General features: G+C 31.6%; 12 protein-coding genes. 2 read left to right on the forward strand and 10 right to left on the reverse strand.

Annotated elements, in window-relative coordinates; translation table 11 throughout:
* Positions 1–95: 95 nt before the first annotated feature.
* The 10 genes from MHL31_RS08880 to MHL31_RS08925 all read right to left on the reverse strand — a co-directional run bounded on the left by MHL31_RS08880 (position 96) and on the right by MHL31_RS08925 (position 18701).
* Positions 96–1277, reverse strand: coding sequence for an SGNH/GDSL hydrolase family protein (locus tag MHL31_RS08880; protein WP_240225582.1), 1182 nt, complete (start codon positions 1275–1277; stop codon positions 96–98).
* Between the two features lie 423 nt (positions 1278–1700).
* Complete coding sequence (locus MHL31_RS08885; protein WP_240225583.1) at positions 1701–3914, reverse strand: right-handed parallel beta-helix repeat-containing protein; 2214 nt, start codon at positions 3912–3914, stop codon at positions 1701–1703.
* Positions 3915–3957: 43 nt separating this feature from the next.
* Entirely contained in the window at positions 3958–5388 is a 1431-nt protein-coding gene (locus MHL31_RS08890) for a sulfatase-like hydrolase/transferase (RefSeq protein ID WP_240225584.1), read from the reverse strand.
* Between the two features lie 42 nt (positions 5389–5430).
* Entirely contained in the window at positions 5431–7071 is a 1641-nt protein-coding gene (locus MHL31_RS08895) for a sulfatase (RefSeq protein WP_240225585.1), read from the reverse strand.
* 102 nt (positions 7072–7173) lie between these two features.
* Positions 7174–8580 carry a sialate O-acetylesterase gene (locus MHL31_RS08900; RefSeq protein WP_240225586.1) on the reverse strand — a complete coding sequence of 469 codons (1407 nt, stop codon included), beginning with the start codon at positions 8578–8580 and terminating at the stop codon, positions 7174–7176.
* 148 nt (positions 8581–8728) lie between these two features.
* The gene (locus MHL31_RS08905; RefSeq protein WP_240225587.1) at positions 8729–10237 is read right to left on the reverse strand and encodes a sulfatase-like hydrolase/transferase; all 1509 of its coding nucleotides are present in this window, start codon (positions 10235–10237) and stop codon (positions 8729–8731) included.
* A 38-nt stretch (positions 10238–10275) separates the two neighbouring features.
* Positions 10276–12882, reverse strand: a complete 2607-nt coding sequence (locus tag MHL31_RS08910; protein ID WP_240225588.1) for a fibronectin type III domain-containing protein — start codon at positions 12880–12882, stop codon at positions 10276–10278.
* A 1-nt stretch (position 12883) separates the two neighbouring features.
* Positions 12884–14371, reverse strand: a complete 1488-nt coding sequence (locus tag MHL31_RS08915) for an arylsulfatase (protein WP_240225589.1) — start codon at positions 14369–14371, stop codon at positions 12884–12886.
* 465 nt (positions 14372–14836) lie between these two features.
* Entirely contained in the window at positions 14837–17146 is a 2310-nt protein-coding gene (locus MHL31_RS08920; protein WP_240225590.1) for a glycoside hydrolase N-terminal domain-containing protein, read from the reverse strand.
* Between the two features lie 34 nt (positions 17147–17180).
* Entirely contained in the window at positions 17181–18701 is a 1521-nt protein-coding gene (locus MHL31_RS08925) for an arylsulfatase (protein WP_240225591.1), read from the reverse strand.
* A gap of 604 nt (positions 18702–19305) precedes the next feature.
* Between MHL31_RS08925 and MHL31_RS08930 the strand changes: the two genes are divergently transcribed.
* Positions 19306–22380: a TonB-dependent receptor gene (locus tag MHL31_RS08930; protein ID WP_240225592.1), complete on the forward strand. Its 3075-nt coding sequence runs from the start codon at positions 19306–19308 to the stop codon at positions 22378–22380.
* Between the two features lie 11 nt (positions 22381–22391).
* Positions 22392–24311 (forward strand): RagB/SusD family nutrient uptake outer membrane protein, encoded by a 1920-nt coding sequence (locus tag MHL31_RS08935; RefSeq protein ID WP_240225593.1) that lies wholly within the window; start codon positions 22392–22394, stop codon positions 24309–24311.
* Positions 24312–24364 lie beyond the last annotated feature (53 nt).

Here is a 24364-nt window from a genome sequence, read left to right on the forward strand (position 1 = left end):
CTGAAGATTTGGAAATTCATATTGTTTTGCCATAACTTTCAATTCTGATTTTTGTACACCAAAACTATCCATTACAAAATTTTTAAAACCAATATTTAATGCTGGTGAGTTTTCTTTAACTCTAAAATTTCTCCCCTAATAAGTATTTTTCCCAAGTACTCTACAGTTTTATTATATTTTTCGGGAAACTCATTAATATCTGTGAGTTTATTTTTACCTAGGATCTTAATTTTATTAGACTTTTCTTCGGAAATAGATATTTTCACATTATGTTTACCTGGCTCAACTTTAATCATAAAATATTGACCTCTATAACGATTATTACAAAATTTATTAAAACGATTTATCAATCGTAATTCAGTTACTTCTTTAGACTGTTTAAAAGTGGTAGACTTAAGCCTTTTTAAATAAAGTGGTTTCCCATCCAATTCTATTTTTAGTTGTCCTACCTCTGGCCCACCAATATCAAATAAACCAAACGAGTTTCCTTCAAAATTAAAAGAAAATGATGCTCCTGGTTTATCTGCTTTAAGTAGATGAGGAAACCAACCAGCAAATTGGTTTAAATTGTGGTTACTAGAAGGATCTACGGTTTGCCATTCTCCTTCAAAATCACCAATTTCTTTAGGATCAAACATTTTAGCATCTTCCCAATTATCCGAAAACAATGGCGTTGGTAAAAAGTACTCTTTTGTAGTAATATTCTTTTTAAACTGAAGAAAGGCTCTAGCAATGGCTTCTGCATAAAGATTTCCTCCTGCTTCTAAAGGATGGACTCCATCTTTTGAAAAAATAATCTTATCTTTTGTAAGATCTGGATCCCCTTTCCATATTAATTTCTCTTGTTTTTCTAGATACGAAGCTTCTAACCCCATGTGAATGGAAGGAAGGTTATAATGATTAGCTAATAACTCTAACTTACTAATGTGCTTAGGAACCTCTCCTTTTGCATAAACTTTTGTTAGACCTGTAGATATCGTATAAATAAGACAAATATCTATTTTATCATTATATTTTTTTATTTGGCGTATAATACCTTCCATACCCTCTGCAAAAGCACCGTTTACAGCAAATTCTATAAAAACTAAATCGGGTTTATATTTTAACAGCTGTTCATATAAACGACACGCCCCTAAATCCGTTCCAGTACCAGAAACACCGGCATTTATTCCTCCTATTTTTACTTTAGGGTACATGCTCTGAATATAGTCTATAGACTGCACACGATATTGATTGTCTGCACGAGTTATACTTCCCCCAAGGTATCCGATGGTCACCTTTTTGTTCGCTTCTAATTTATTGAAAAAATAAGGCAATCCACCCCTTATCTTAAACTCTTCAGAATTGTCAAAGTTAGAGGGCTGAATAGGTGGTATGTTTAACTGATTTGGAAAAAAGTATAAAGGACTCGCTCCCGCCTGACTCTCTTCTATTAGGTTTTGTTCTTGCTTTGTTTGTGCTACTGAATGACCTATTACCAAACAGAGTAATACTACTAAATATTTTTTTATTAAATTTATCATACTTATTTATGAACATTAAATTGTACGTGTAATCTGTACTCCTTTTTTTATACAACTCTATTTTTCTTGCTTCTATATTACCAAATTCATTAAATGAATAATAATACATGTACTCTTAAAACAGTAGAAGCAGTAATTTTATAATTAAAAATAGCAAACGATTAGATCATTCGTCAATTAAACACTATTAAATAAGTCGATAACGCTACCGAAAACGTTTTTATTTATCGAGAGCGTTTTCGGTGTCTTTAAAACAATTACACCATCTAGACTATGTGTTCCATAAGACGATTGTTCTTCAACTGTTTCAATTTCTTTAAGTGTAACTCCATTATTTTCCTCAGCTTCAATCTGAAGATTTGGAAATTCTGGTTGTTTTGCCATAGCTTTCAATTCTGGTTTTTGTACACCAAAACTATCCATTACAAAATTTTCAAAACCAATCTTTAATGCTGGTGAGTTCTCTTTAACTCTAAAATCTCCATTTACAGGATTTATAAACATAGGATTTCCATATACACTATGTACATCTGTTTTATTTCTTTGAGCTTTTAATAAAGCTATTTTACTAGGAAATAAATTATAATCTACCTCTTTTCCCCACCCTTTAAGTCGAATATCGGCATATTTCTTCATTACAATATTATTGGTAAAAACATCTTCGCTATTCAAAAACCAAACATGAGGATGAAAAGTATTATTTACCATAATATTATTTTTAACGGATCTATAATATCCTTCACGTAATTTTATTCCCCTATTTAAACATAAATTATTATAAATTTCATAATTAGAAGAACCATCATCTAAGTCAATATCCCAACCATGGTCGCATTTAAATCTATTATTTCTAATAATGGTAGTATGCATAGCGTCCCACAATGGCATTGTAGGGTTTTGTTTTACTAAATTAGCTGTTAGCTCTCTTTTATGATACCAAAAACGATCTCGTCCCCAAGAATTAAAAGACCCGTGATCACTTGTTTCTAACACCGTATTAAATACATCGTTATATTCAATTAAATGTCCTCCCCAAGTACCCTCACTAATATTTATACCTGCGCGAGGCACATTGTAAATACTATTGTTTTTTACATGAATTTTCATTGCCATAGAAATTTGCACACCAGCCACCTGTTTTTCTACACGACCAATTTTATGTATTAAATTATTTTCTACACTACAATTAGAAGGATATAATTCGTTTTTTGGACCTACAATTGTATCCATATCTTCTATAGCCACAGATTGAAAATATTGAAATGAAGGCGAACGAACTGCTGAAGAATCCCCTACAAATGATACTGCAGATGCTCCACAATTATAGATATGGTTCCCTGCAATTTTTGTATTTCTATTATACCCACTTACAAAAATAACATTACCTCCAAGATTTGTAAATTCACAATCTTTAATAGTTATATTTTTTGTTACATCCAATACTAATGCTCCTCCTCTATAAATAGTCCAATCACTTCGTAAAAGAGGTTCGTATGGTTCCATAAAAGTTCGTGAAGCGTGTTCAAATTTAACTCCTGATATATTTATATTTTTAACAGGATTTTCCAAACTACCTTTAATTTCTATTAAGTGTTTTAATACAGTTACCTCAATTTTTGCCTTATTAAAATCTATATTATCATCTTTCCAAAGATATAGTTTATTGCTTTCTTTATCTAAATACCATTCTTTATCACTATCTAATTCCTCAAAAATATTTTCAACCATTCTATACTTTGGATGCATTTCTGATGGACGATTATTTTGATGACCTCCTATTAAATTTAATTTACCATTCTTATTTACAGAAGTAATTTGGTAATGAAAACCTCCCCAACGCCCTTTATGTAAAGCATGCACAAAACCACCTTTAGGATTATGCCATTTAACAACACGTTCTTTATCAATTGCATCTACTGCTGAACCTTGCCAATAACCTCCATTTTCTTTGTAATTTGGATACCTTGCTAAAATTTGCTTTTGGCCATTTATAAATAATTGATCAAATTTTAAAGTATCATTTACAGTAGTAACCATTATGTTTTCTGTAAAAGGCTCCCATTTAGTATCAATAATTTTAGAACCCTTGATAGTTACTTTATCTACACCTTCACCTATAATTGAAATATTATTTAATTCTGGTGTTATAAGCAACGTTTCAGTTAAATGATAATCGCCCTCTAAAAGATGTACTCTAATATTCTGGTGCTCGCTTCTTTTAATTAATTGAGCATTATTTAATGCTTTTTCTATAGTTTTAAAAGGGTTATTTTTCGTTCCATTATTCATATTATTTCCTTTCGGACTAACATAAATATCAATTGTCTCGTTTTTACAGCTGTAACAAACAATAACAAATAAAAATATTAAGAGAACACCTACTTTTTTCATTTTAACTTATTTAAAACCTAACAATATTTCAGTTACAATACTCCTACTCTTTCGACAATACTTCTTTCATTTTTACTGGGTTTGAATACAATACAGGTTTATTTTGCATTAATCTTTTATGAATATGAGAAGTTACATCCATCCAACTACGTTCTTCAACCCATAATGGATTCATCATTTTAGATTCCCAGTTTATTAATTCATTTTGCAATAACTCAAATTCTTTAGGATGTGAAACTTCAAGGTTTGTAGTTTCACCTATATCATCTTTTAAATTATACAATGTAGCTCCATAATTTTGTAGTCTAACCATTTTATAATCTCCTACTCTAGCCCCAGCTTCTTCTAATTTTCTCCAGAACAATTTACTATGTGGATTTCCTTTTTGTTCACCTTGCAAATAAGGTAATAAGTTAACGCCGTCTAAAACTAAATCATCTTCTTTTTTAATATTTGCTGCTGCTAAAGAAGTGGTAAAAATATCTAGTGATGAAGACAAACCGTTAAACTTTTGACCTCCTTTAATAACTTTTGGCCAGCTAACAATAAAAGGCACTCGGTGTCCACCTTCAAATTTATTTCCTTTCCATCCTTTTAACACACCTCCACTTGAAGTATTATTAGCTGCACCTCCATTGTCACTTAAAAAGTAAACTAATGTGTTTTCTTCCAGATTTAAATCTTTTAATTTTTGTTGAAGTTTTCCAATGTTTTCATCCAAAGACCAGGTCATTGCTGCTAACTTTTGTCTTGAATGATTTTTGTATTTTTCTAAATGTTCTTCCTTAGCCTCCATTGGTGTATGTACTGCATTATATGCTAAATACATAAAAAATGGTTGATCTTTATTTTGTTCAATATATTTTACAGATTGATCTCCTAAAACATCAGTCATATACCCATCAAACTCAATACGCTCACCATTATGCTGTAGCATATTATATTTTGAAGGATTTTCGAGTGGAAAATAAGATCTACTACCAGTTTCAAAGCCAAAAAACTCGTCAAAACCTCTTTGGTTTGGGTGATCGGTTTTATCTTTTCCTAAATGCCATTTACCCAAAGCAATTGTTTTATATCCATTAGCTTTAAATACATCAGCCATTGTTACAACATCGTCTGAAAGTCCTATATCACCTGACTCTCCATAACCTGTATTATTAGCCTCAAAACCAAAACGTTGTTGATATTTACCAGTAATTAAACCAGCCCTAGAAGGTGCACAAACCGTAGCACTTACATGTGCATCCGTAAAAACAACTCCATTTTTAGCCAATTTATCTATATTAGGAGTCTCTAAATCTTCACAACCCATAAATCCAAAATCTGCATAACCAGCATCATCTAAAAGTATAACAATTACGTTTGGTTGCTCTAATTTATTTACAGAACTAACTTCATTATTCTTTTTACAAGAAAGCATTATAAAAAAGGTTAATATTAACAAACTAAAAACCTTAATATTGCTTTTCATTTTCTTGAATATTAAATTATTTATCAAAACTTAATTTTTATATTATTCGCTTTTATTTAATTCACTACCCCACCAATCTTTATTAGGCTTCCAATCTGGTGAAAGCATTTTTTTACGTTGTTTTTCTTGTCTAGGTAATGTTACATTTTTTTGTTTATCTAACCATTTTTCACGAGCTGCTTTATCCCATTCAGGATCTACCTCAGCATAATGCGTGTCCATAGTTTCTAACCAATCTAAAAGTTGTGTTTTCATTTGGTTTGCAATTTCTGGGTTACTTTCGGCAAGGTTATTACGCTCTCCTAGGTCAGTTTCTAAATTGTATAATTCAGCATGAAGGTCTTCCCAATAATAAATAAGTTTCCATTTCCCTTTTCTAATAATAGAACTTGGTTCTCCACCTTGATTTCCATAATGAGGGTAATGCCAATACAATGGTCTCTCATCAATTTCTTCTCCTAATAAAAGAGGTTTTAAACTTACTCCATCTTTATGAGCTTCTGGTTTTAAAGGCAAGCCAGACAAGTCTAATAATGTTGGAAATAAATCTACTCCTGAAACAGGAACATTAATACTTGCTCCATCTTGCTTTATCCAAGGAATATCAATAAAATAAGGAATTCTGATACCACCTTCCCATTGGTAACCTTTTCCGCCTCTTAAAGTAAGTTGGTTTGTAGAAAAGTTATCTCCAGAAGTTACACCGCCATTGTCTGAAGTAAAAACAATAATGGTATTTTTATCTAAACCTAAATCTTTTAAAGTTTTCATTACAGTTCCAATAGCATCATCTACATGCTCAATTAAACCAGCATATACCGGATTGTCTTGATATTTTCTAGCAGGAAGCACACGTTCCATCTCAAACCCTTCCTCTTGAATTCCCATCTTTTCTGCTTTATCTCTATACTTTGTCCATTTTTCTTTAGTAGTTTGTATTCCACTATGAACGGCATAAAAAGAAAGGTATGCAAGAAAATGATTATCCTTGTTTTCTTTTATAAACTTACTAGTTTCTTGAGCTAATTTCATTGATAAATTCAACCCTTTTTCTTCTGGTAAATTTGGTAAATATGGGTTTTTAAAAGGTGAAAAATATCCTCCATTTGGACCACCAGCGTTGTATCCTCCAATATTAACATCAAAACCATGGTCTGTTGGTAATGATCTTTGTTCTTTACCCCCTAAATGCCACTTACCTGCAAAAAAAGTTGCATAGCCTTGTTCTTTAAAAGCTTCTGGTAGTGTAATAGAACTAGAGTCTAAATGATGTTTATATTCTGGTGGTAATAATTTGGTATAACGTTTACGTTGTTTCCACGATTGCCCACTATTTCTTTTTCCTTCAAATTGAGTAATCCCATGTCTGGCTGGGTATTGACCTGTCATTAAACTTGCTCTTGATGGACTACAAACCGTACAAGCTGCATATCCATCTGTAAAAATTGTTCCAGATTCTGCAATTTTATCGATGTTTGGTGTTTCGTAATACGAGCTTCCCATTATACTCAAATCTGCATAGCCTAAATCATCTACCAAAATAAATAAGATATTAGGTTTTTCAGGTATTTTAGTTTCCGATACATCAACAGCTTTAGAGTTAGAATTACAAGCCATTAAAGAGCTTATTAGTAACAATAAAATTGTTTTTTGAAATATGAAATTAATATTAAGGTATTTCATTTATTAAAAGTTTAAAATATTGTTTTCTATTTAGTAGACTATTTATATACAGACTTTATTGCCATTGCATAACAACTTACAAATGCATAAATCTTTATTAATTTACTGAGCATAAAGCACTTCATCCCAATTATCTGTTCTAAAAGGTAATGCTGGCAAGCCTTGTTTGTTGTACAATGTTCCGTTGGCATTATTAGCCCAAATATATCTTGCTGCAACCGGTTTTTTTACTTTAGAAGAACTTAAAATAATTGTATTTCCGTCTTGTTTTACTTGTGCCTTGTGAAATGTTTTATTTTCTCCAGCAATATAAAATGAAGGTATTCCACCCATATTACCTCCTGCTGAATGTAATTTAGAACCTGGTGTTTCAAAATCAATAACTAAAGTTTCTCCTTCAGTTTTATAAGATTTTAAAGAAGGCCCTGCATACACAATATAACTTTTACCGTATGTTTTATTTAAAGCTATTAAACTTAATCTACGACTAACTTCTTTTTTTTGAGGTGGATGAATGTCATAAATAGCACCAATATCTTGAGTCCCAGCAACACCAGTATTTGGTAGTTTTAAAGCTTCTAATTGTGCTTCTACTATTTGTGGCACAGCAAATTTATCTGAATAATTATAAGGTGCTATTTGTACAAAATAAAAAGGGAAATTACCAATATCCCATTGTGCTCTCCAACTAGATATCATATTTGGGAAAAGTGTTTTATACTCTTTCCAATTTTTAGCATTAGATTCTCCTTGATACCAAATTGCACCTTTAATTCTGTAATTGATTAAGGGTGAAATCATACCGTTATACAGGTTGGAAAATTTATTTTGAGCAGCTTTTTCTAAAGTTGTTTTTTCAACACCTTCTTTAGGAGTCCAAGGTTCAACTCTAGTTCCACCCCAGGCAGACTGGATTAAACCAACAGGGATTTTTAAATTATCCGACAACTGTTTTCCATAAAAATAACCAACCGCCGAAAAATTTAAAACTGTTTCTGGCGTACACTCAACCCATTCACCTTCACAATCTTCCAATGGAGTAGTTGATTTTTTCTTTTGAACCAAGAACATACGTATATTAGAATTATTTGCTTTTTGTGATTCTTCCCAAAAATTTACAATCGGTTTTTGATTGTTACGAAAACCTAATTGCCTTTCCATGTTAGATTGCCCAGAACACAACCAAACTTCTCCAAATAAAATATTATTTACAGTTAGCTTTGTTGAACCGCTTATTTTTAAATTACCCTTTTTTCCAGCTTTTGGTGTAGAGATTAACAACTGCCATTTCCCAGATTCATTAGTAGTTGTTTTTACTGATTTTGTCCAAGAAGGATTCACAATTACACTTTGTCCTGGCGTATCCCAACCCCAAATTTTCACATCTGTAGCTTGTTGTAAAAGCATATTATCCGATAAAATTGATGGTAATTTAGTTTGAGCAATCAACGTTTGAAAACCAACAAATAAAGTGAAAAAAAATACAATTTTAATTATTAAATGTTTCATTTTTATAATACATTTTATTAATATAATTCTAATTTACTAAGGTAATTTATTCTATAGCTAAACGCTATAATTTTAACCTATATATGGATTCACAGTAGCTTTTTTATTAAAATAATATACGATATAATAATTTTTATGGTTCGTTTAATTATAACTCTCTACTATACCCTTGTTTTTTATATAAGTCCAAAAGCTCATCTAATTCTTTAACTACTTCGGGATGTTGGCTGTACACATTATTTTTCTCTTCTGGATCCTTTTCAATATTATATAAGGTTCCTGGTACTTCACCATCTTTTGCTTGCATAGATTTTGGTTTTGTAAACCCTCCAGATCCTAAATTTGGAGTATATTTCCAAGCTCCTTTTCTAATTGAGAACATTCCACTGAATGAGTGATGAACAACGGCACCTCTTGTAGCTGGATTTTCAGTTGAAGTATAAGCCGACCACAAATTAAAACTGTCTTCAGCTCCTTCTTTAACCATTGGTTTATTTAAAATACCTGTTAAAGTTGCAAATAAATCCGTAGTACACATTGTTTGATTAGACTCAAAACCTGCAGGAATAACTCCATTCCATTTAGCTATATATGGTACTCTGTGTCCACCTTCATAAATATCTGCTTTTTGACCTCTATAAATATAATTAGCACGGTGCGCATACTTTTTCTTATCTGCCGGTTTCCAATGAGATCCATTATCTGAAGTTACAATTATTAATGTATTATCCATTTTACCCGCTTTTTCCAAAGCATCAACAACTGCACCAACAGCATCATCTACCATTGTAACAAAATCTCCATAACGTCCTGCTTCAGATTTCCCAACAGCATCACCTGTTGGCAACCAAGGAGTATGAGGTGCTGTTAACGGAAAGTACAGAAAAAAAGGAGTATCAACTTCTTTTTGATCTGCAATAAACGAAACTGATTTTTTAGTAAAATTATCTAACACATTTTCAAACACAAAACTTGGCGCCTTTTCTCCAGCTCTCCAAAAAATACCACGTCCTTCTTTATTTTGATTTTTACCTTTTGTATATGCCGTAGGTAATTCTACAGCTTTTCCATTTTCAACATACACGTAAGGAGGCATATCTAAAGAACCCGATATTACATATGAATAGTCGAATCCTAAATCGCTAGGACTTTTAATTTTTTTATTAAAATCTATATTACTAACTCCATTTTTTTCAGTTATGGCTGCTTCACCATCTTTTGGCTGAAAACCTAAACCTAAATGCCATTTTCCAATACAAGCAGTTTTATAACCGTTGCTTTTAAGGTAAGAAGCAATAGTTGGCCTAGTTTCTTCTATTAAAGGTTCATCATAACCATTTAAAACTCCTTTTTTTAAACGACTTCTCCAAGCATAACGTCCTGTTAAAATTCCATATCTAGTTGGCGTACATACTGAAGAATTTGTATGAACATCTGTAAAATGAACACCTTCTTCAACTATTTTATCCATATGAGGTGTTTGAATTCCTGATTTTTGATTTAAAGCTGAAAGGTCTCCATAACCCATATCATCCGCTAAAATATAAACGATATTAGGAGTTGCACTTTTAGTTGTAATATTTTCTTTTTTATTATTTTTATTGGCTTCACAAGAAGTGATTAAAACCAATATTAAAAGAAACTTTATTGTTTTCATTATTCGGTATTTTTTTATGTATTCAAGTGAAATAAAATTTAATCTGTTTGAATATTTTTATCTGGCAAATTGCTAAAAAGATCTTTACCATTGGTATTAATAAATGCCTTAATTGAGTATTTAGATTTTTTTACCAATTCAGAATTTGGAACAAATACCTCAAACGTTTTTGACTTAATTGACAATTTTTTGCCTTGCACAATTTGTTCTTCAACAGTTAAATAAGATATATTTTCTATTTTAAGACCGTAAGAATACTCACCGTCTAATAAAATATTTTTAAATGCTACTTTAAACAAATAACCATTGTCTTGTTTTTCAATATCGGTTATATTTATTAAGTACTTTTCATCTGTTCCAAACAAAGTGGCTGTATTAGGGTAAAAATTACTTTCTCCCGCAGATGTTTCAGCTTTAACAGTATAGAAATAAAGTTTATCTTTTTCAGCTGAAGTATCTTTATAAAAAGCACCTTTTATGCCACTTGCTATTTTATGATAATTATGCAGTTCCACTCCTCTATAAATGTTATACGTAGTTTCTGGAAGAATTGAATTTTGTTCAATCCATTTTACAGATACAGTTCCATCTTCAGCTCTAATTGCAGATACATTTCTTGGACTTAACGGCACTTTTTCAGACAAAACAAGTGTTTCTCCTTTTGAAAACTCTCCAATACCAATACCATTATATGCTGCAACTGAAAACTTGTAAGGTACATTATACTCTAAACCTTCTACTCTAAAACCAAATACATTATTGGCCTCTACTAAAGTTTCTTTGTTATTAGTTTGGTTTATATATTTAAGCTTATATCCAGAAGCATTTGACACACTTTTCCAAAAAATAGTGGCTGTATTATTTCTTCTCGATGTTTTAAATATTTCTGGTATAGTTGGAATACTATTTTTTATAACTATTTGATTAGAAAATTCACTTGATCCTTGTTTATTTTCTGCATTCATTTTAAAATAATAAATAGCATCCTTTTTTAACTTGTCAATTTCTATTGAATTTACAGAAGGATCTTCAATCTTAATTTTCTGAATTAAGTTGTTAGAATCTTCACCATAAAAAATAGTATAGTTTTTTACATTTTCTATTTTTCCCCAAGTTAATTTAATACCTGAAGCCATTATTTCTCCCTTGTAAATTGTTGGATTTGCAGGCTTAGTTACTAATTTAGAACTCCATTTGGCAACAGAAACACTAAATGGTGGAATATTAATTTTTCCATTATTAAAAACCGCTTTTTGTATTTCGGTATTTTTAACATTAAGTGAGTCTGCAGTAATATAATTTACCTCAATTTGTTTATTTAGTTGATTTCCATCAATAATTATATCAAAATCTTTTGATTGCGCTGTTCTGTTGGTAAACACTAAATAATCGTAGCCATTTATACCGCGATATGCTTGTGTGTAAAACCCTGTTTCAACAGCGTTTTTTAGCCCAGGAGCTTCAAAACCATTTGTTACAGTTGAGTTAAATATAAAATTTGAATGATTAGTTACATTATGATAAATTTCATACGCCTTACCTTCTAATGTTTTATTTACACCTGTTGAAATAAGATCTGTTTGAAGTTTAGTACCATTTTTATAAGCCTCTTCAATTTGATTATTAATATTTATTTTAGGCCTATACTTACTACTTACTTCATGAGCACCAATATACCAAGAATTTGGGTGTTGTAACTGACGCATAACATATTCTATATTATAAATACTGGAATAAATACCATTTAATGGTGGATTCCATACGCCAAATTCAGTAATAACCATAGGTACATTATCCCAAGTATAATCTTCTATCTCTTGCATTGCCTCCATAGAAGTTGCTTCTAAAAGCTTAGTATTTGCTCTTTTATAAGCGTTCTCTATTGTTTCTTTTTTACCAGTATGTGGAGCGTATGAATGTTTAGAAAACACATTCCAATAAGCACCTTGTTGCTTTTGGTAACTGTTAATTTCTTTCATAAAACCCCAAATACCATCCCAAGTATTATTTAAAGCTAAAAATGCTTCAGGAAATACTTCTTTAATAGCATCTGCATGTGGTTTCATTTTAGCTGCATAATCGTAGCCATTATTCCACCAATAACGTTCCCTATGAGGGACATAAAAATAAGGTTCGTTACAAAATTGCCAAGTTGCGACTTCAATATTATTGTTTTTACAGAATCTTGCAAGCTCACGTGTCATTTCTGGAGTTTCAGAAAAGCCATTAATAGTTACAATTAACTTTCCATTTATTTCACTCAACAAATCATACAAATCTATAATACGATGTGGTCCTTTAATTTCTGTAAATCTATAACCTTTTAAATATGACTTAGAATGATCGAACATCATAGCATAATCAATATCGTATTGACCTGTGGCGCTACTAAATGCATCTCCCATAGTTCCAGAAAAATAGCGTAACCATCCTGGATTTAACTCATGAACTGCTTTTCTAAAATCTGGATGTAAATAACTCCAACTTTTGTCTGCAATTCTAACATTAAACCCACTAGAACCAATTTTTATAGCATGCCCTGTTTTTGTATCAATATTAATTACACCTTCTTTTTCTTGAGAATAAGACAGCTGAAAAAACAAGCAAATAATTACTAAAATATGTTTGTTTTTAAACACCCTCATCTTAATCTACATTTAAAAAAGTTGTTTGACTAAATGTAAATACATCTGATGGTGTTCTCGCTTCTTTAATTATAGTTTCCATTTTTGAAACTATTTCAGGATTTTGAGCTGCCACATTATTTTTTTCACTTGGATCTTTAGATAAATCGTATAATTGAATTGGAGCATTAGGATTTTTAAGTACTTGATATTTTACAGCTTTCCAATCTCCCATTCTTACAGCCTGACGACCTCCTTTTTCATGAAACTCCCAATATAAATATTCATGTTCTTTTTGCGCTTCAGTATTACCTAAAATTTCTGGTAAAAATGAAATTCCATCTATATTATTTGGTTTGTCTACACCTATAATATCAGAAAATGTTGGAAAAACATCCCAAAAAGCAGAAATATGGTTAGATGTACTATTCTCTTTAACTTTTCCTGGCCACTTAACAATCATTGGCACTCTAATTCCCCCTTCATATAAATCTCTTTTCGTTCCTTTAAAAACACCATTACTATTAAAATAATTTGGATCTGCACCACCTTCTTTATGTGGACCATTGTCTGATGTAAAAATAATAATTGTATTATCAGCTATTCCAAGTTCTTCAACTTTAGTCATTATTTCACCAACTTGTTGATCTAATAAATCAATCATAGCGGCAAAAGCAGCATGAGATTCATTTTGAGACTGGTATGCTCCATTTCTTAATTCTGCAGGAGTACTATTATCTGTAAATACTTTTTCTGGTAAAAATTTACCTCTGTACTTAGCCATAAGTTCTTCTGGGGCTGCTAATTCAGCATGCGGAATAATAGATGCTACATATGCAAAAAATGGTTTATCCTTATTATCTTCTATAAATTGGATGGTTTTTTCGTGAATTACACTTGGTGCATAAATTTTATTTGCAAAGTTTTCGTTACCTTCTAAAACAATAGAATCTCTATTTGACCATAAATGATCTGGATAATACTTATGTCCTAATCGTTGACAATTATACCCGAAAAAAGTATCAAACCCTTGATTTACAGGATCTCCTTCTGAACCAGGAAAACCTAATCCCCATTTACCAAAAGCACCTGTTGTATAACCTGCCTTTTTCATAACTTCAGCTAAAGTATATGTATCATCCGGTATTGGATATTGTCCTTCTGGTTGAATTTCTTTATTACCTCTAACAACCGTATGACCAGTGTGCATACCAGTTAAAAGAGCAGAACGCGATGGCGCGCAAACAGTACTTCCTGAATAATGCTGTGTAAACATCATTCCTTTAGAAGCTAGTTTATCTATATTTGGTGTAGAAAATTTTTCTTGGCCATAACAGCTTAAATCTCCATAACCAAGATCATCTGCAAGGATATAAATTATGTTTGGTTTACTTGTGCTTCCTTCAACATTGGAAGCTACAGAATCTTGTGTCTTATTGCTAGACGAATTACATGACATTAACACTATTGAAAACAATAGAATTAAAATGGAAGTTGAAATTTTAGTCATTTTAAATTATGTAAATTGTGGAATTAAATTTTAAATCCGTTAATTATTTATTTGTTTTTACACACCTACTTTATAGGTATTTTCAAAGGTATTAACTTCCTTTGTTTTGTAATTCTCATTTGAGACCCACAAATGTTGCACATTTACATAATAGCTTTAAAAGACCCTAATTATCCAATGTAATTAGCGCCTTAAAGACAAAAAAACTACGTTAAAATCAAAAAAAGATGGCTATAAATTAACATTTGTATACTCCATATTACTAGTAGAATTTACCAGTTTACCATACCATAGTCTATCCGACATTTTAGTAAATTCAAAATTATTTGATGATAGAACTTTTGTTTTGGAGCAACCATTTTTAATAGGACTTAATAAAATATACGTTCATTTTGTTACTCCAATTAAATAATCATTAACTAAAAAGTAAACGTATTTTAGCTCAGTAAACCTAACAATCGGAAATTAAAGCTTTAATAACTGATTATTAAACTTTAATACTTCACCTACTTTTGTATCAAAACTTTTTAGAGTTTTTCCATAACGAACTTGCAAGTTATTTCCAAGTTTAGATCGTACAACAAGCGTTTGAAGTTTTCCTTCTTTCCATTCTATGTCTACTTCAAAGCCTTTACGAGCCACAATACCTTTTATTGAACCATTTGCCCATTCTTTTGGTAAAGCAGGCAATACGTATATTTCTCCTTCATGGCTTTGCATTAACATTTCTGTGACACCAGAAACTAACCCAAAATTACCATCAATTTGAAATGGAGGATGTTTATCTAATAGGTTGGGTAAAGTAGATTTTTGTTGTAATGCTACAATATTTTCATGAGCTTTTTGAGGCTCTAATAAACGCGCCCAAAAGTTTATAATCCAAGCTCGACTCCAGCCTGTATGACCGCCTCCGTTAGCAAGTCGATGTTCTATGGTTTTTTTTGCAGCTTCAAATAACTCAGGTGTTTTTGTTTTTGAAATTTGATTAGAAGGATGCAAAGCATATAAATGAGATATATGTCTATGCCCTTCATTTTCTTCTTTAAACTCTTCAACCCACTCCATTAAACGTCCATCACTTCCTATTTTAAGTGGCGGCATTTGCTGTATTTTATTTTGTAGAGTATTTCTAAAATCAGTGTCTACACCCAAAATATCTGCCGCTGAAATACAATTTTGAAACAATTCAAAAATTATTTCTCTATCCATTGTAGATCCCATACTAATGGTTGCCATTTCTCCATTTTTATCTAAAAAACTATTTTCAGGTGATACAGAAGGCCCTGAAAGTAACTGTCCTGTTTTAGGGTCGATTACCATAAAATCTACAAAAAACTGCGCAGCTTCTTTCATTACAAGATATGCATAATTTTTTAAGTATTCTTTATCTTCTGTATATTCAAAATGTGTATACAAATGTTGGCAACACCAAGCTGCACCCATAGGCCACATACCATATCTTGCCCTTCCAAAACCAAAAGTATTGTGCCAAATATCACTAGTATGGTGTGCCACAAAACCGCTACAACCATAAGTTTCTTTTGCTGTAATTCGCCCCATTTCACGAAGGTTACCGATATATTCTAAAAACGGTTCATGGCATTCAGATAAATTTGTCATTTCTGACATCCAATAATTCATTTGAACATTGATATTGATATGATAATCGGAGTTCCAAGGAGGTGTTAAACCATTAACCCATATTCCTTGTAAATTGGCAGGTAATGTTCCTGATCTAGAACTACTAATTAATAAATACCTTCCAAACTGATATTGAAGCTGTGTAAGATAATTATCGAAGCTTCCATTTTTTACTTTTTTAAGTCGTTGATTTGTAGGTAAATCTAAACCATCATTATCTGAAATATGAAAATCTACTCGTTTAAACAAAGAGCGATAATCAGCAATATGTTTTTCCTTTAATTCATTGTAATTTAAAGACAAAGCGTGGTCTAAATTCTGCTGACACAAGGTCTTTGGGCTATCAGTACGATAATCGCTAACTGCAGTTACACGGATAATTACCTCATCCGCTTCTGATATCACTAATTTTCCATCTTTAATTTCTGATTTTCCTCCTTTTGCTTCAAAATGAATAATAGCATAAAACTTAACACCTACTCCGCTCCCTACATGCTCAGAAAATTTTATAACATTCTCAGCCAATTCAATTTTAGTGTTTTCAGTACGTTTAACACCTGCAGAAAAACTAATAGCACTATCTTTATCTGCTGAGTATTTAAAAACCATCACTTTATCGGGAAAACTAGAAAAATATTCATTCTTATAAGTAATCCCATTTTTTTGAAATGAAGTTGTTACAATAGAATGGTTTAGATCTAATTCACGTTTATAATTCAAAAGGCTATCTAAATCAGAATTTTCAATAAATAAATTCCCCAACATCTGATTTGCATTGGTTCCTGAAGGTAAACGCTTTGCTAATAATTTTTCGGCAACTACATTTTCAGCTTCAATATATTCACCATCAAACAATAATTGGCGAATCTCACCTAAAGCCTTATTCCCATCCTTTTTATCATTATACCATTTTTTCCCACTCCAAATAGTTTCTTCATTAAGGCAAATTATTTCTTTTGCTGGAGTTCCATAAATCATACTCCCTAAGCTACCATTACCAATAGGCAAACCTTCATCCCATTTTGTTGTAGGCTGATTAAACCAAATTTTTAAGGGTGTTTCTTGCTCTATTTCAGTTGTTTTTGAACAACCAAAAAATATAAAAATCAGCAATATTGGAAGTATGTTTTTCATAATTTTAAAATAAATGGAAATATATTCGGCTATTTTATTGTTTCAAGTTTTCAAATATTTGAATCAATTCTTTTAGCTTTTCAGGATTTTCTTTTGCCAAATTATTTTGTTGACCTATATCATTTTTAAGATTATAGAGTTTATATTCTAATGAATAACCTGTTTCTGTACCTACTTTTTTATTAATACTTTGCCCTTTATATGGTGGTATCATAATCCAATCTCCACTTCTTAAAGCTGTATTAGATTTTGCTTCAATAATTAAATGATCACGACCTTTATCTGAAACCCCCATTAATGTATTTAAGAAGTTTTTACTATCAGTTGGTTTTTCATTTACCCCAACAAGATCTGCTAATGAAGCCAATAAATCCATTTGACAAATTATAGCATCTGACACGCCCGGATTAATTTTACCTTTCCAATAAGTTATAAAAGGTATACGTGTTCCTGCTTCAAAAAGGCTGTATTTACCTCCGCGTAAACCTCCTTTAGGATCGTGATTACCTAATTTTTCAACGGCATCATCAAAATAACCATCATTTAAAACAGGACCATTATCGCTAGAGAATACAATAAGAGTATTCTCTAAAATTCCTTCATCTTCAAGTGTTTTTATAAATTCTCCTATACACCAATCTGCCTCTAAAATTACATCGCCTCTTGGTCCCATTCCTGATTTACCAACAAATCTTGGATGTGGAGTTCTTGGAACATGTGGCTGTTGCATTGCATAATAAAGAAAAAATGGTTTTTCTTTATGTGTTTTTATATAATTTTGTGCTTTACTTAAAAAATGATCTGCCATATCAACATCGCTCCATTTTGCAGCATCTCCACCTTTCATATATCCAATTCTTGGAATGCCATTTACAATGCTATTATTATGACCATGGTGCCATTTCATTGTTAGCATTTCTGGATTTGATTTTGCTGTTGGTTCTCCTTCAAAATTCTTTTTATAATTAACCTCAATAGGATCGCTTTTATCTAAATTTACAACATTCCCATTTTCAATATAAACTGTAGGTACTCGATCTTGTGTGGCGGCTAAGATATACGCTTCATCAAACCCCACTTCATTAGGTCCTGGTTTAATAGTCTCATTCCAATTTACAAATCCCGATCCTAAACCTAAATGCCACTTTCCAATAATAGCAGTTTGATAACCTGCTTTTGATAGCATTTTAGGTAATGTTTGTTGCTTTGTGTCTATTAACAAAGGAGCATCTCCTGGTAATATTTTAGCATCTTTATTTCTCCAAGGATACATTCCGGTTAATAAAGCATAACGACTAGGTGTGCAAGTTGCAGAAGTAGCATAACCATTGGTAAATTTTACACCTCCCAATGCTAAATTATCGATATTTGGAGTTTTTATAGCTGTTGCTCCATAGCAACTTAAATCCCCATATCCTAAATCATCAAGGTAAATAACTACAACATTAGGTTTAATTGTATCTTTATCTATAACCGTGGATGTATTGTTTTTACAACTTAAGTTTACGAGTAATATAAATGCACCTAAGAAGCTTTTGTATAATTTTAAATTCATTATTCTATTGCTTTAAATTTTATTCAACTTTAAAAACACTATTAAAAAATTATTTCACAAATTTAAAATTTTTATACCCAAAAAACTTCTCAATTATGGGGTTTAAATGTTACTTTATTTGAATAGAAAAAACTTAAAATCATTTATATCAAGGTTTTGACAATTTTTAATACTGTTATTTCTTCACCTTACTAAAAATTGATTTAATGTTATACAGGTACCTAAATTTCCACAACAAACTATAATTATTCACTCAACACCAATTAGAAATAAAGCCCTAATTACAATGTTAGACCACTGTTTAATACACTGCTAAACAAGTACTACAAAGTTTAAATTCCTAATAATAAAAAGATTTTATTATTATTAAAATTAGCATTAAACAACCCCTATTTGCTTTATAAATTATTTTCCAAAACAATGGTAATATTTTGTTAAAAACCAAAAACAATGCTATTTTAACAGGGTTATTTAACATTTTAGTAACATTTACCCCCCATAATTGAGAAAATCAAAACATTTAAACATCTTATTTTTGTATAACAATATTCTAGAAGAGAAATTTTCTAGAGCAAATAAAAACAAACTAAACAAATTTAACATTATGAAATTGAAGATAATTACACTTTTTACATGCTGTTTTAGTCTTATTTCTGTATGGTCCCAATCCAACGTTTCAGGTACGGTGACTGACGAAACAGGAATGCCACTAATCGGCGTTAATGTTTTAATTAAAGACACCTCAAAAGGTGTCACTACAGATTTTGACGGTAATTTTCAAATTAGCGTAAATCCAGGCGAAATTTTAAGTTTCTCGTATATTGGTTACAAGGAACAAACAGTATTAATCAACACCCAAAAAACCTTAACAATTGTAATGACTGAAAACGCTTCAAAATTAGATGAAGTTGTAATTGTTGGGTATGGTTCACAAAAAAAAGAGAGTGTTTTAGGTGCCATTAGCCAAGTAAAAGGTGCAGAAATATTAGAATCTGGTGCTTCTAATATTACCAATGCATTAAGTGGACTTTCACCAGGTTTAAATATTGTTCAAACTTCTGGTCAACCAGGAGACGATGCGGGTGATATTTATATTCGTGGTAACTCAGACCCATTAATATTAGTAGATGGGGTTGAAGTTGTTGGAGGGTTTGCAAATATAGACCCTAGAGATGTAGCAAGTGTTAGTACACTTAAAGATGGTGCTGCTACTGCCGTTTACGGTATTAGAGGTGCAAACGGAGTTATTATAATTACTACAAAAAGAGGGCAAATAGGAAAACCAGTAGTAAGTATAACTAGTGAAGTTACTATGAAATTTTATCCAGACAAATATGATTCTTTAGACGCATATGCTGCTGAGAGTTTACGAAATGTAGGTGTCTATAATGACGCTGCTTTTGATACTGGTTTCTCTACAGAAGCTGAATTAGAACACTGGAAAAATGGAGATTTACCTTATATCTATCCAAATACAGATTGGGTTGACTTTACAACAAAAGACTTTGCAACAAGTTTTAATCAGTCGGTGTCTGTAAGAGGTGGTACAGATTTTGTTAAATATTATGCTTCTGCAGGATATTTACAAGAAGGTGACATTACAAATTCTGAACAATTTTACAACTACGATCCAGAATATAAATTTGAAAGATATTCATTTAGAGGAAATTTAGACTTTACATTATCTAATACAACTCGCTTAAAAACAAGTGTTAGTAGCCGAATAGAAGATCAAAATAAAGCGCGTGGAACTGTCAGCAACGATTTTTTAAGGCTGTTTACAGTTGCTCCAGGAAGTAGTGTACCATATTACCCTGAAGAAGCTCTAGAACTTTATCCAGACCCTCTTTACCCTGGATTGGTAGAAAAAAGGTTCCCAATAAGTAGTACAATAGGTACTTTTCTTGAAGGATCAACTAATACTATAAAAACAATTTTCTCTATTGATTTTCAGTTAGAACAAGACTTAGACTTTATTACTGAAGGTTTAACATTTACGGGTAAATATAACTTTATTAGTAATTACCAAACACAAAGTGAAATAAAATTTGACTCATCTTTAGAAACAAGACTAGATAGATACGATTTGTTACCTGATGGTACTTGGGATTCTTTTGAAGGTGCAGATTACGAACGTCCTTACGATTTTAATTTAGGAAGTGAAAGTATTAATAATACTCAAGAAATATCTTATACAAAAGCACAATTTGATTATAAACGTTCTTTTGATAGACATAACGTAACAGCTTTAGGTGCTTTTAGTCGTAATAAAAGAATTAACAACACAGATTTCCCATATTATGAAGAAGTTTGGGTTGGTAGAGCAACTTACAACTATGATACTCGTTATTTTTTCGAAATAAATGGTTCATACAACGGTGACGAAACTTTTGCTGAAGGACAACGTTTTAAGTTTTTCCCATCATATTCTGTAGGTATTAATTTAGCTAAAGAAAAATGGGTAGAAGAAGCCATACCAGCTCTTAACAATTTTAAAATTAGATATTCTAATGGTAAAACTGGAACAAAAAGTGGTTTAGGAACCAATCGTTGGCAATATTTAAGTTTCTATGATAATATAAGTGGAACTGCATCAATAAGACCAACTTGGAGATATAACTTTGGAGAAGGTGATACAGGACGTTTATCTGTTATTAGAGAAACCCAACTTGGAAACGAAGAATTAACATGGTCTACAGTTACAAAACAAAACTTAGGTGTTGAATTTGGACTTTTTGACAATGAAATATCTGGAGAGGTTGAAGTATTTAAAGATAAAAGAGACGGTTTAATTGCCAGACCATCTGCTACCATTCCTGGTTACGCTGGTTTTGTTACCGGACTTCCTTTTGGAAACTTAGGCTCAACAGAAAGTCATGGTCTTGAAGCTACTTTAACTTACAAAAATAGCACCGAAGGAGGGTTTAAATATTCTGCATCTGTTGTTTATGCTTTTTACGAAAACAGAGTTCTAAAAAGTGCTTCGGATGGAGCTGGTACACCTGAATATACAAAAATTGAAGGGAAACCAATCGGCGCATCTTCATTACTACAAACAGATGGTTATTTCCAAAATATTGATGAATTAGTAAACTACCCAGTTTACGCAGGAGATCCAGGTTTAGGAGATTACAGATATATTGATTATAATGCAAATGGAACAGTAATAGGTACTAATATTGAAGATCAAATTCGATTTGATTTACCAAAATCACCTAAACACAGTTATAGCGTAAAATTAAATGGATCTTATAAAAACTGGTCTTTAAGTGCCTTAATTAACGGTGTTGAAGGTCATAAAGGTCTTGTTAATGGAAGTTTAGCTTACGCACTTCCAGAAGGTGTTTCTTCAGCGCGTTACGACCAATTAGACTATTGGACACCTAGTAATCCAGATGCTGCATATCCTGCTTTACATGCAATTGTAAACGACCCTAATTTAGCAGCAGCTACTACAGCTAGAATTGTTAGTCTAGACTATATTAAATTACGAAGCGTAAATCTTGGATATAAATTTAATATGGAAAAAAGTAAAAGTATTAAATTATTGAAAATTTATATTAGCGGTACCAACCTTCTTACCATTTCTGACATGAAATATGCGGATCCTGAAGGAAATTCTCCAGGTGCTTACCCATTACTACAAAGAGTTAACCTAGGTTTAAATATGAGCTTTTAAAAATTAAAATTATGAAAAAAACAAAATATACATTTATTTTAATCTTGGCAAGCCTTTTTATTAGCTGTGAAGATTATTTAGACAATGAACAATCCTTCGAATCATTAGACCAAAACGATGTATTTAGCGACATTTATTTGGCTAAAAAATATTTAGATGGTGCTTACACCTACTTAATTTCTGAAGTAAGTGCTAAATCTAGTACCCCAGATATACTTCCAGGTATGACAATGTCTGGAGAAGGTTACCCTGGCAGAATGGGTAATAGTGTACCTCAAAGATATATGTCGTACGCCAATTCAGATTATTTAGGTTTAATGAACCTATCACCTGGAGCTGGAACTGCTACTACACCAAATTTTGTATCTAGATATTTTGAATCTTGGAAAGGAATTAGAACTGTAAATAGTTTTCTTGAAAATAGTGATAAAATAAGTAATGCTTCCGAAGAAGATGTTAACGGCTTAATTGGCCAAGCGTATTTTTTAAGAGCCTATTTTTACCACTTAATAACAAAACGTCACGGAGGTCTTGTTTATTTAAAAGAAAACTTAAGTCTTAACGAACCTCTAGAACGAGAAAGAGAAACTTATGCTAGTAATTTAGCAGATATGTTAGAAGATCTAGATCTTGCTATAAGCTTACTTCCAATAGCATGGGAATCTGAAAATGTAGGACGACCAACAAGAGGTGCTGCTATGGCTCTAAAATCTAGAATTACATTATTTGCTGCCAGTCCTTTAGTAAATACTTCAAACGACCAACAACCTTGGATAGATGCTGCAACTGCTGCTTCAGACCTAATTAATTATGCAAATGAAAATGGTTTATACAACCTTGTAGACGCAAGCAGTGCTAACAGTATAGACGTTGACCATAATGGAGCTGATCTATTTACTCCAGAACCAGAAGCTTTACTACCTTATCGAAATGTATTTGTTGGAGCAGGTAAATCAAAGACATTACCTCAAGAAGTAATTTTTATGGAGGTAAATGATTTTACTGCTGGTGGTGGTGGAACTTTAGTTCCGCTTCCTAGAACATATTTAACAACAGGGTTTGACATAGCAAAAGGTAACAATAACCCAATGAATATTGGAGCATTAGCTAATTTTATAGAAAAATTTGAAACAAAAAGTGGTCTTCCAATTGAAGACGACCCTTCATACAACCCTCAAGAACCATTTATTAATAGAGATCCTAGATTTTACAATGCAATTTTATTTGATGGAGTTCCATGGACAGTAACTACTGCAAATGCCGTAAACAATTCAGGTGCTGCTGATTTAGCAATTGTAAATGAAGAAGGTAAACTAGGATTAGACATTCATGACCCTGCAACACCAACTAATAGATACTGGCAAGTTTTAAATACAACCGGGTTACGTATAAGAAAATGGATTCCAAATGGATATTATTTAACATCTGGTTGGAAAGGTCACTTAGACTACTATGCAAATAATATTGTGTTTAGAATGTCTGAAATTTATTTAAACTATGCTGAAGCTGCAAATGAAGCTTATGGTCCAGGAGGAACTGCACCAGGAGCAAGCTTATCTGCCCTTGATGCTGTAAATAAAATAAGAAACAGAGTGGGAATGCCTAATGTAAATGCTAAATACTCTGGTTCTAAAGATGGTCTAAGAGAACGAATTAGAAATGAACGTGCTATTGAATTATGTTTTGAAGGTTTTAGATATGATGATATAAGAAGATGGAAAACGGCTCATTTAGAAGAAAACTTAAAAGTTGAATTTTTAGAAATGCGTTGGCAAGGTGGAGAATCAGAAATTTACCCATCAGGATTTAGTTATGAAAATGTAGAGCGCACAGATTTAAGAAAAACATTTAGTGAAAGAAACTATTGGTGGCCAATTCCTAGTTCAGAAATTGAAGCAGTACCAACATTTAGACAAACAGATGGCTGGTAATATATCTTTTTTAAAGACTATATCTAAAACATCTAACTTAAAACTATAAAATA

The organism is Lutibacter sp. A80, assembly GCF_022429645.1.
Taxonomy (GTDB): Bacteria; Bacteroidota; Bacteroidia; order Flavobacteriales; family Flavobacteriaceae; genus Lutibacter.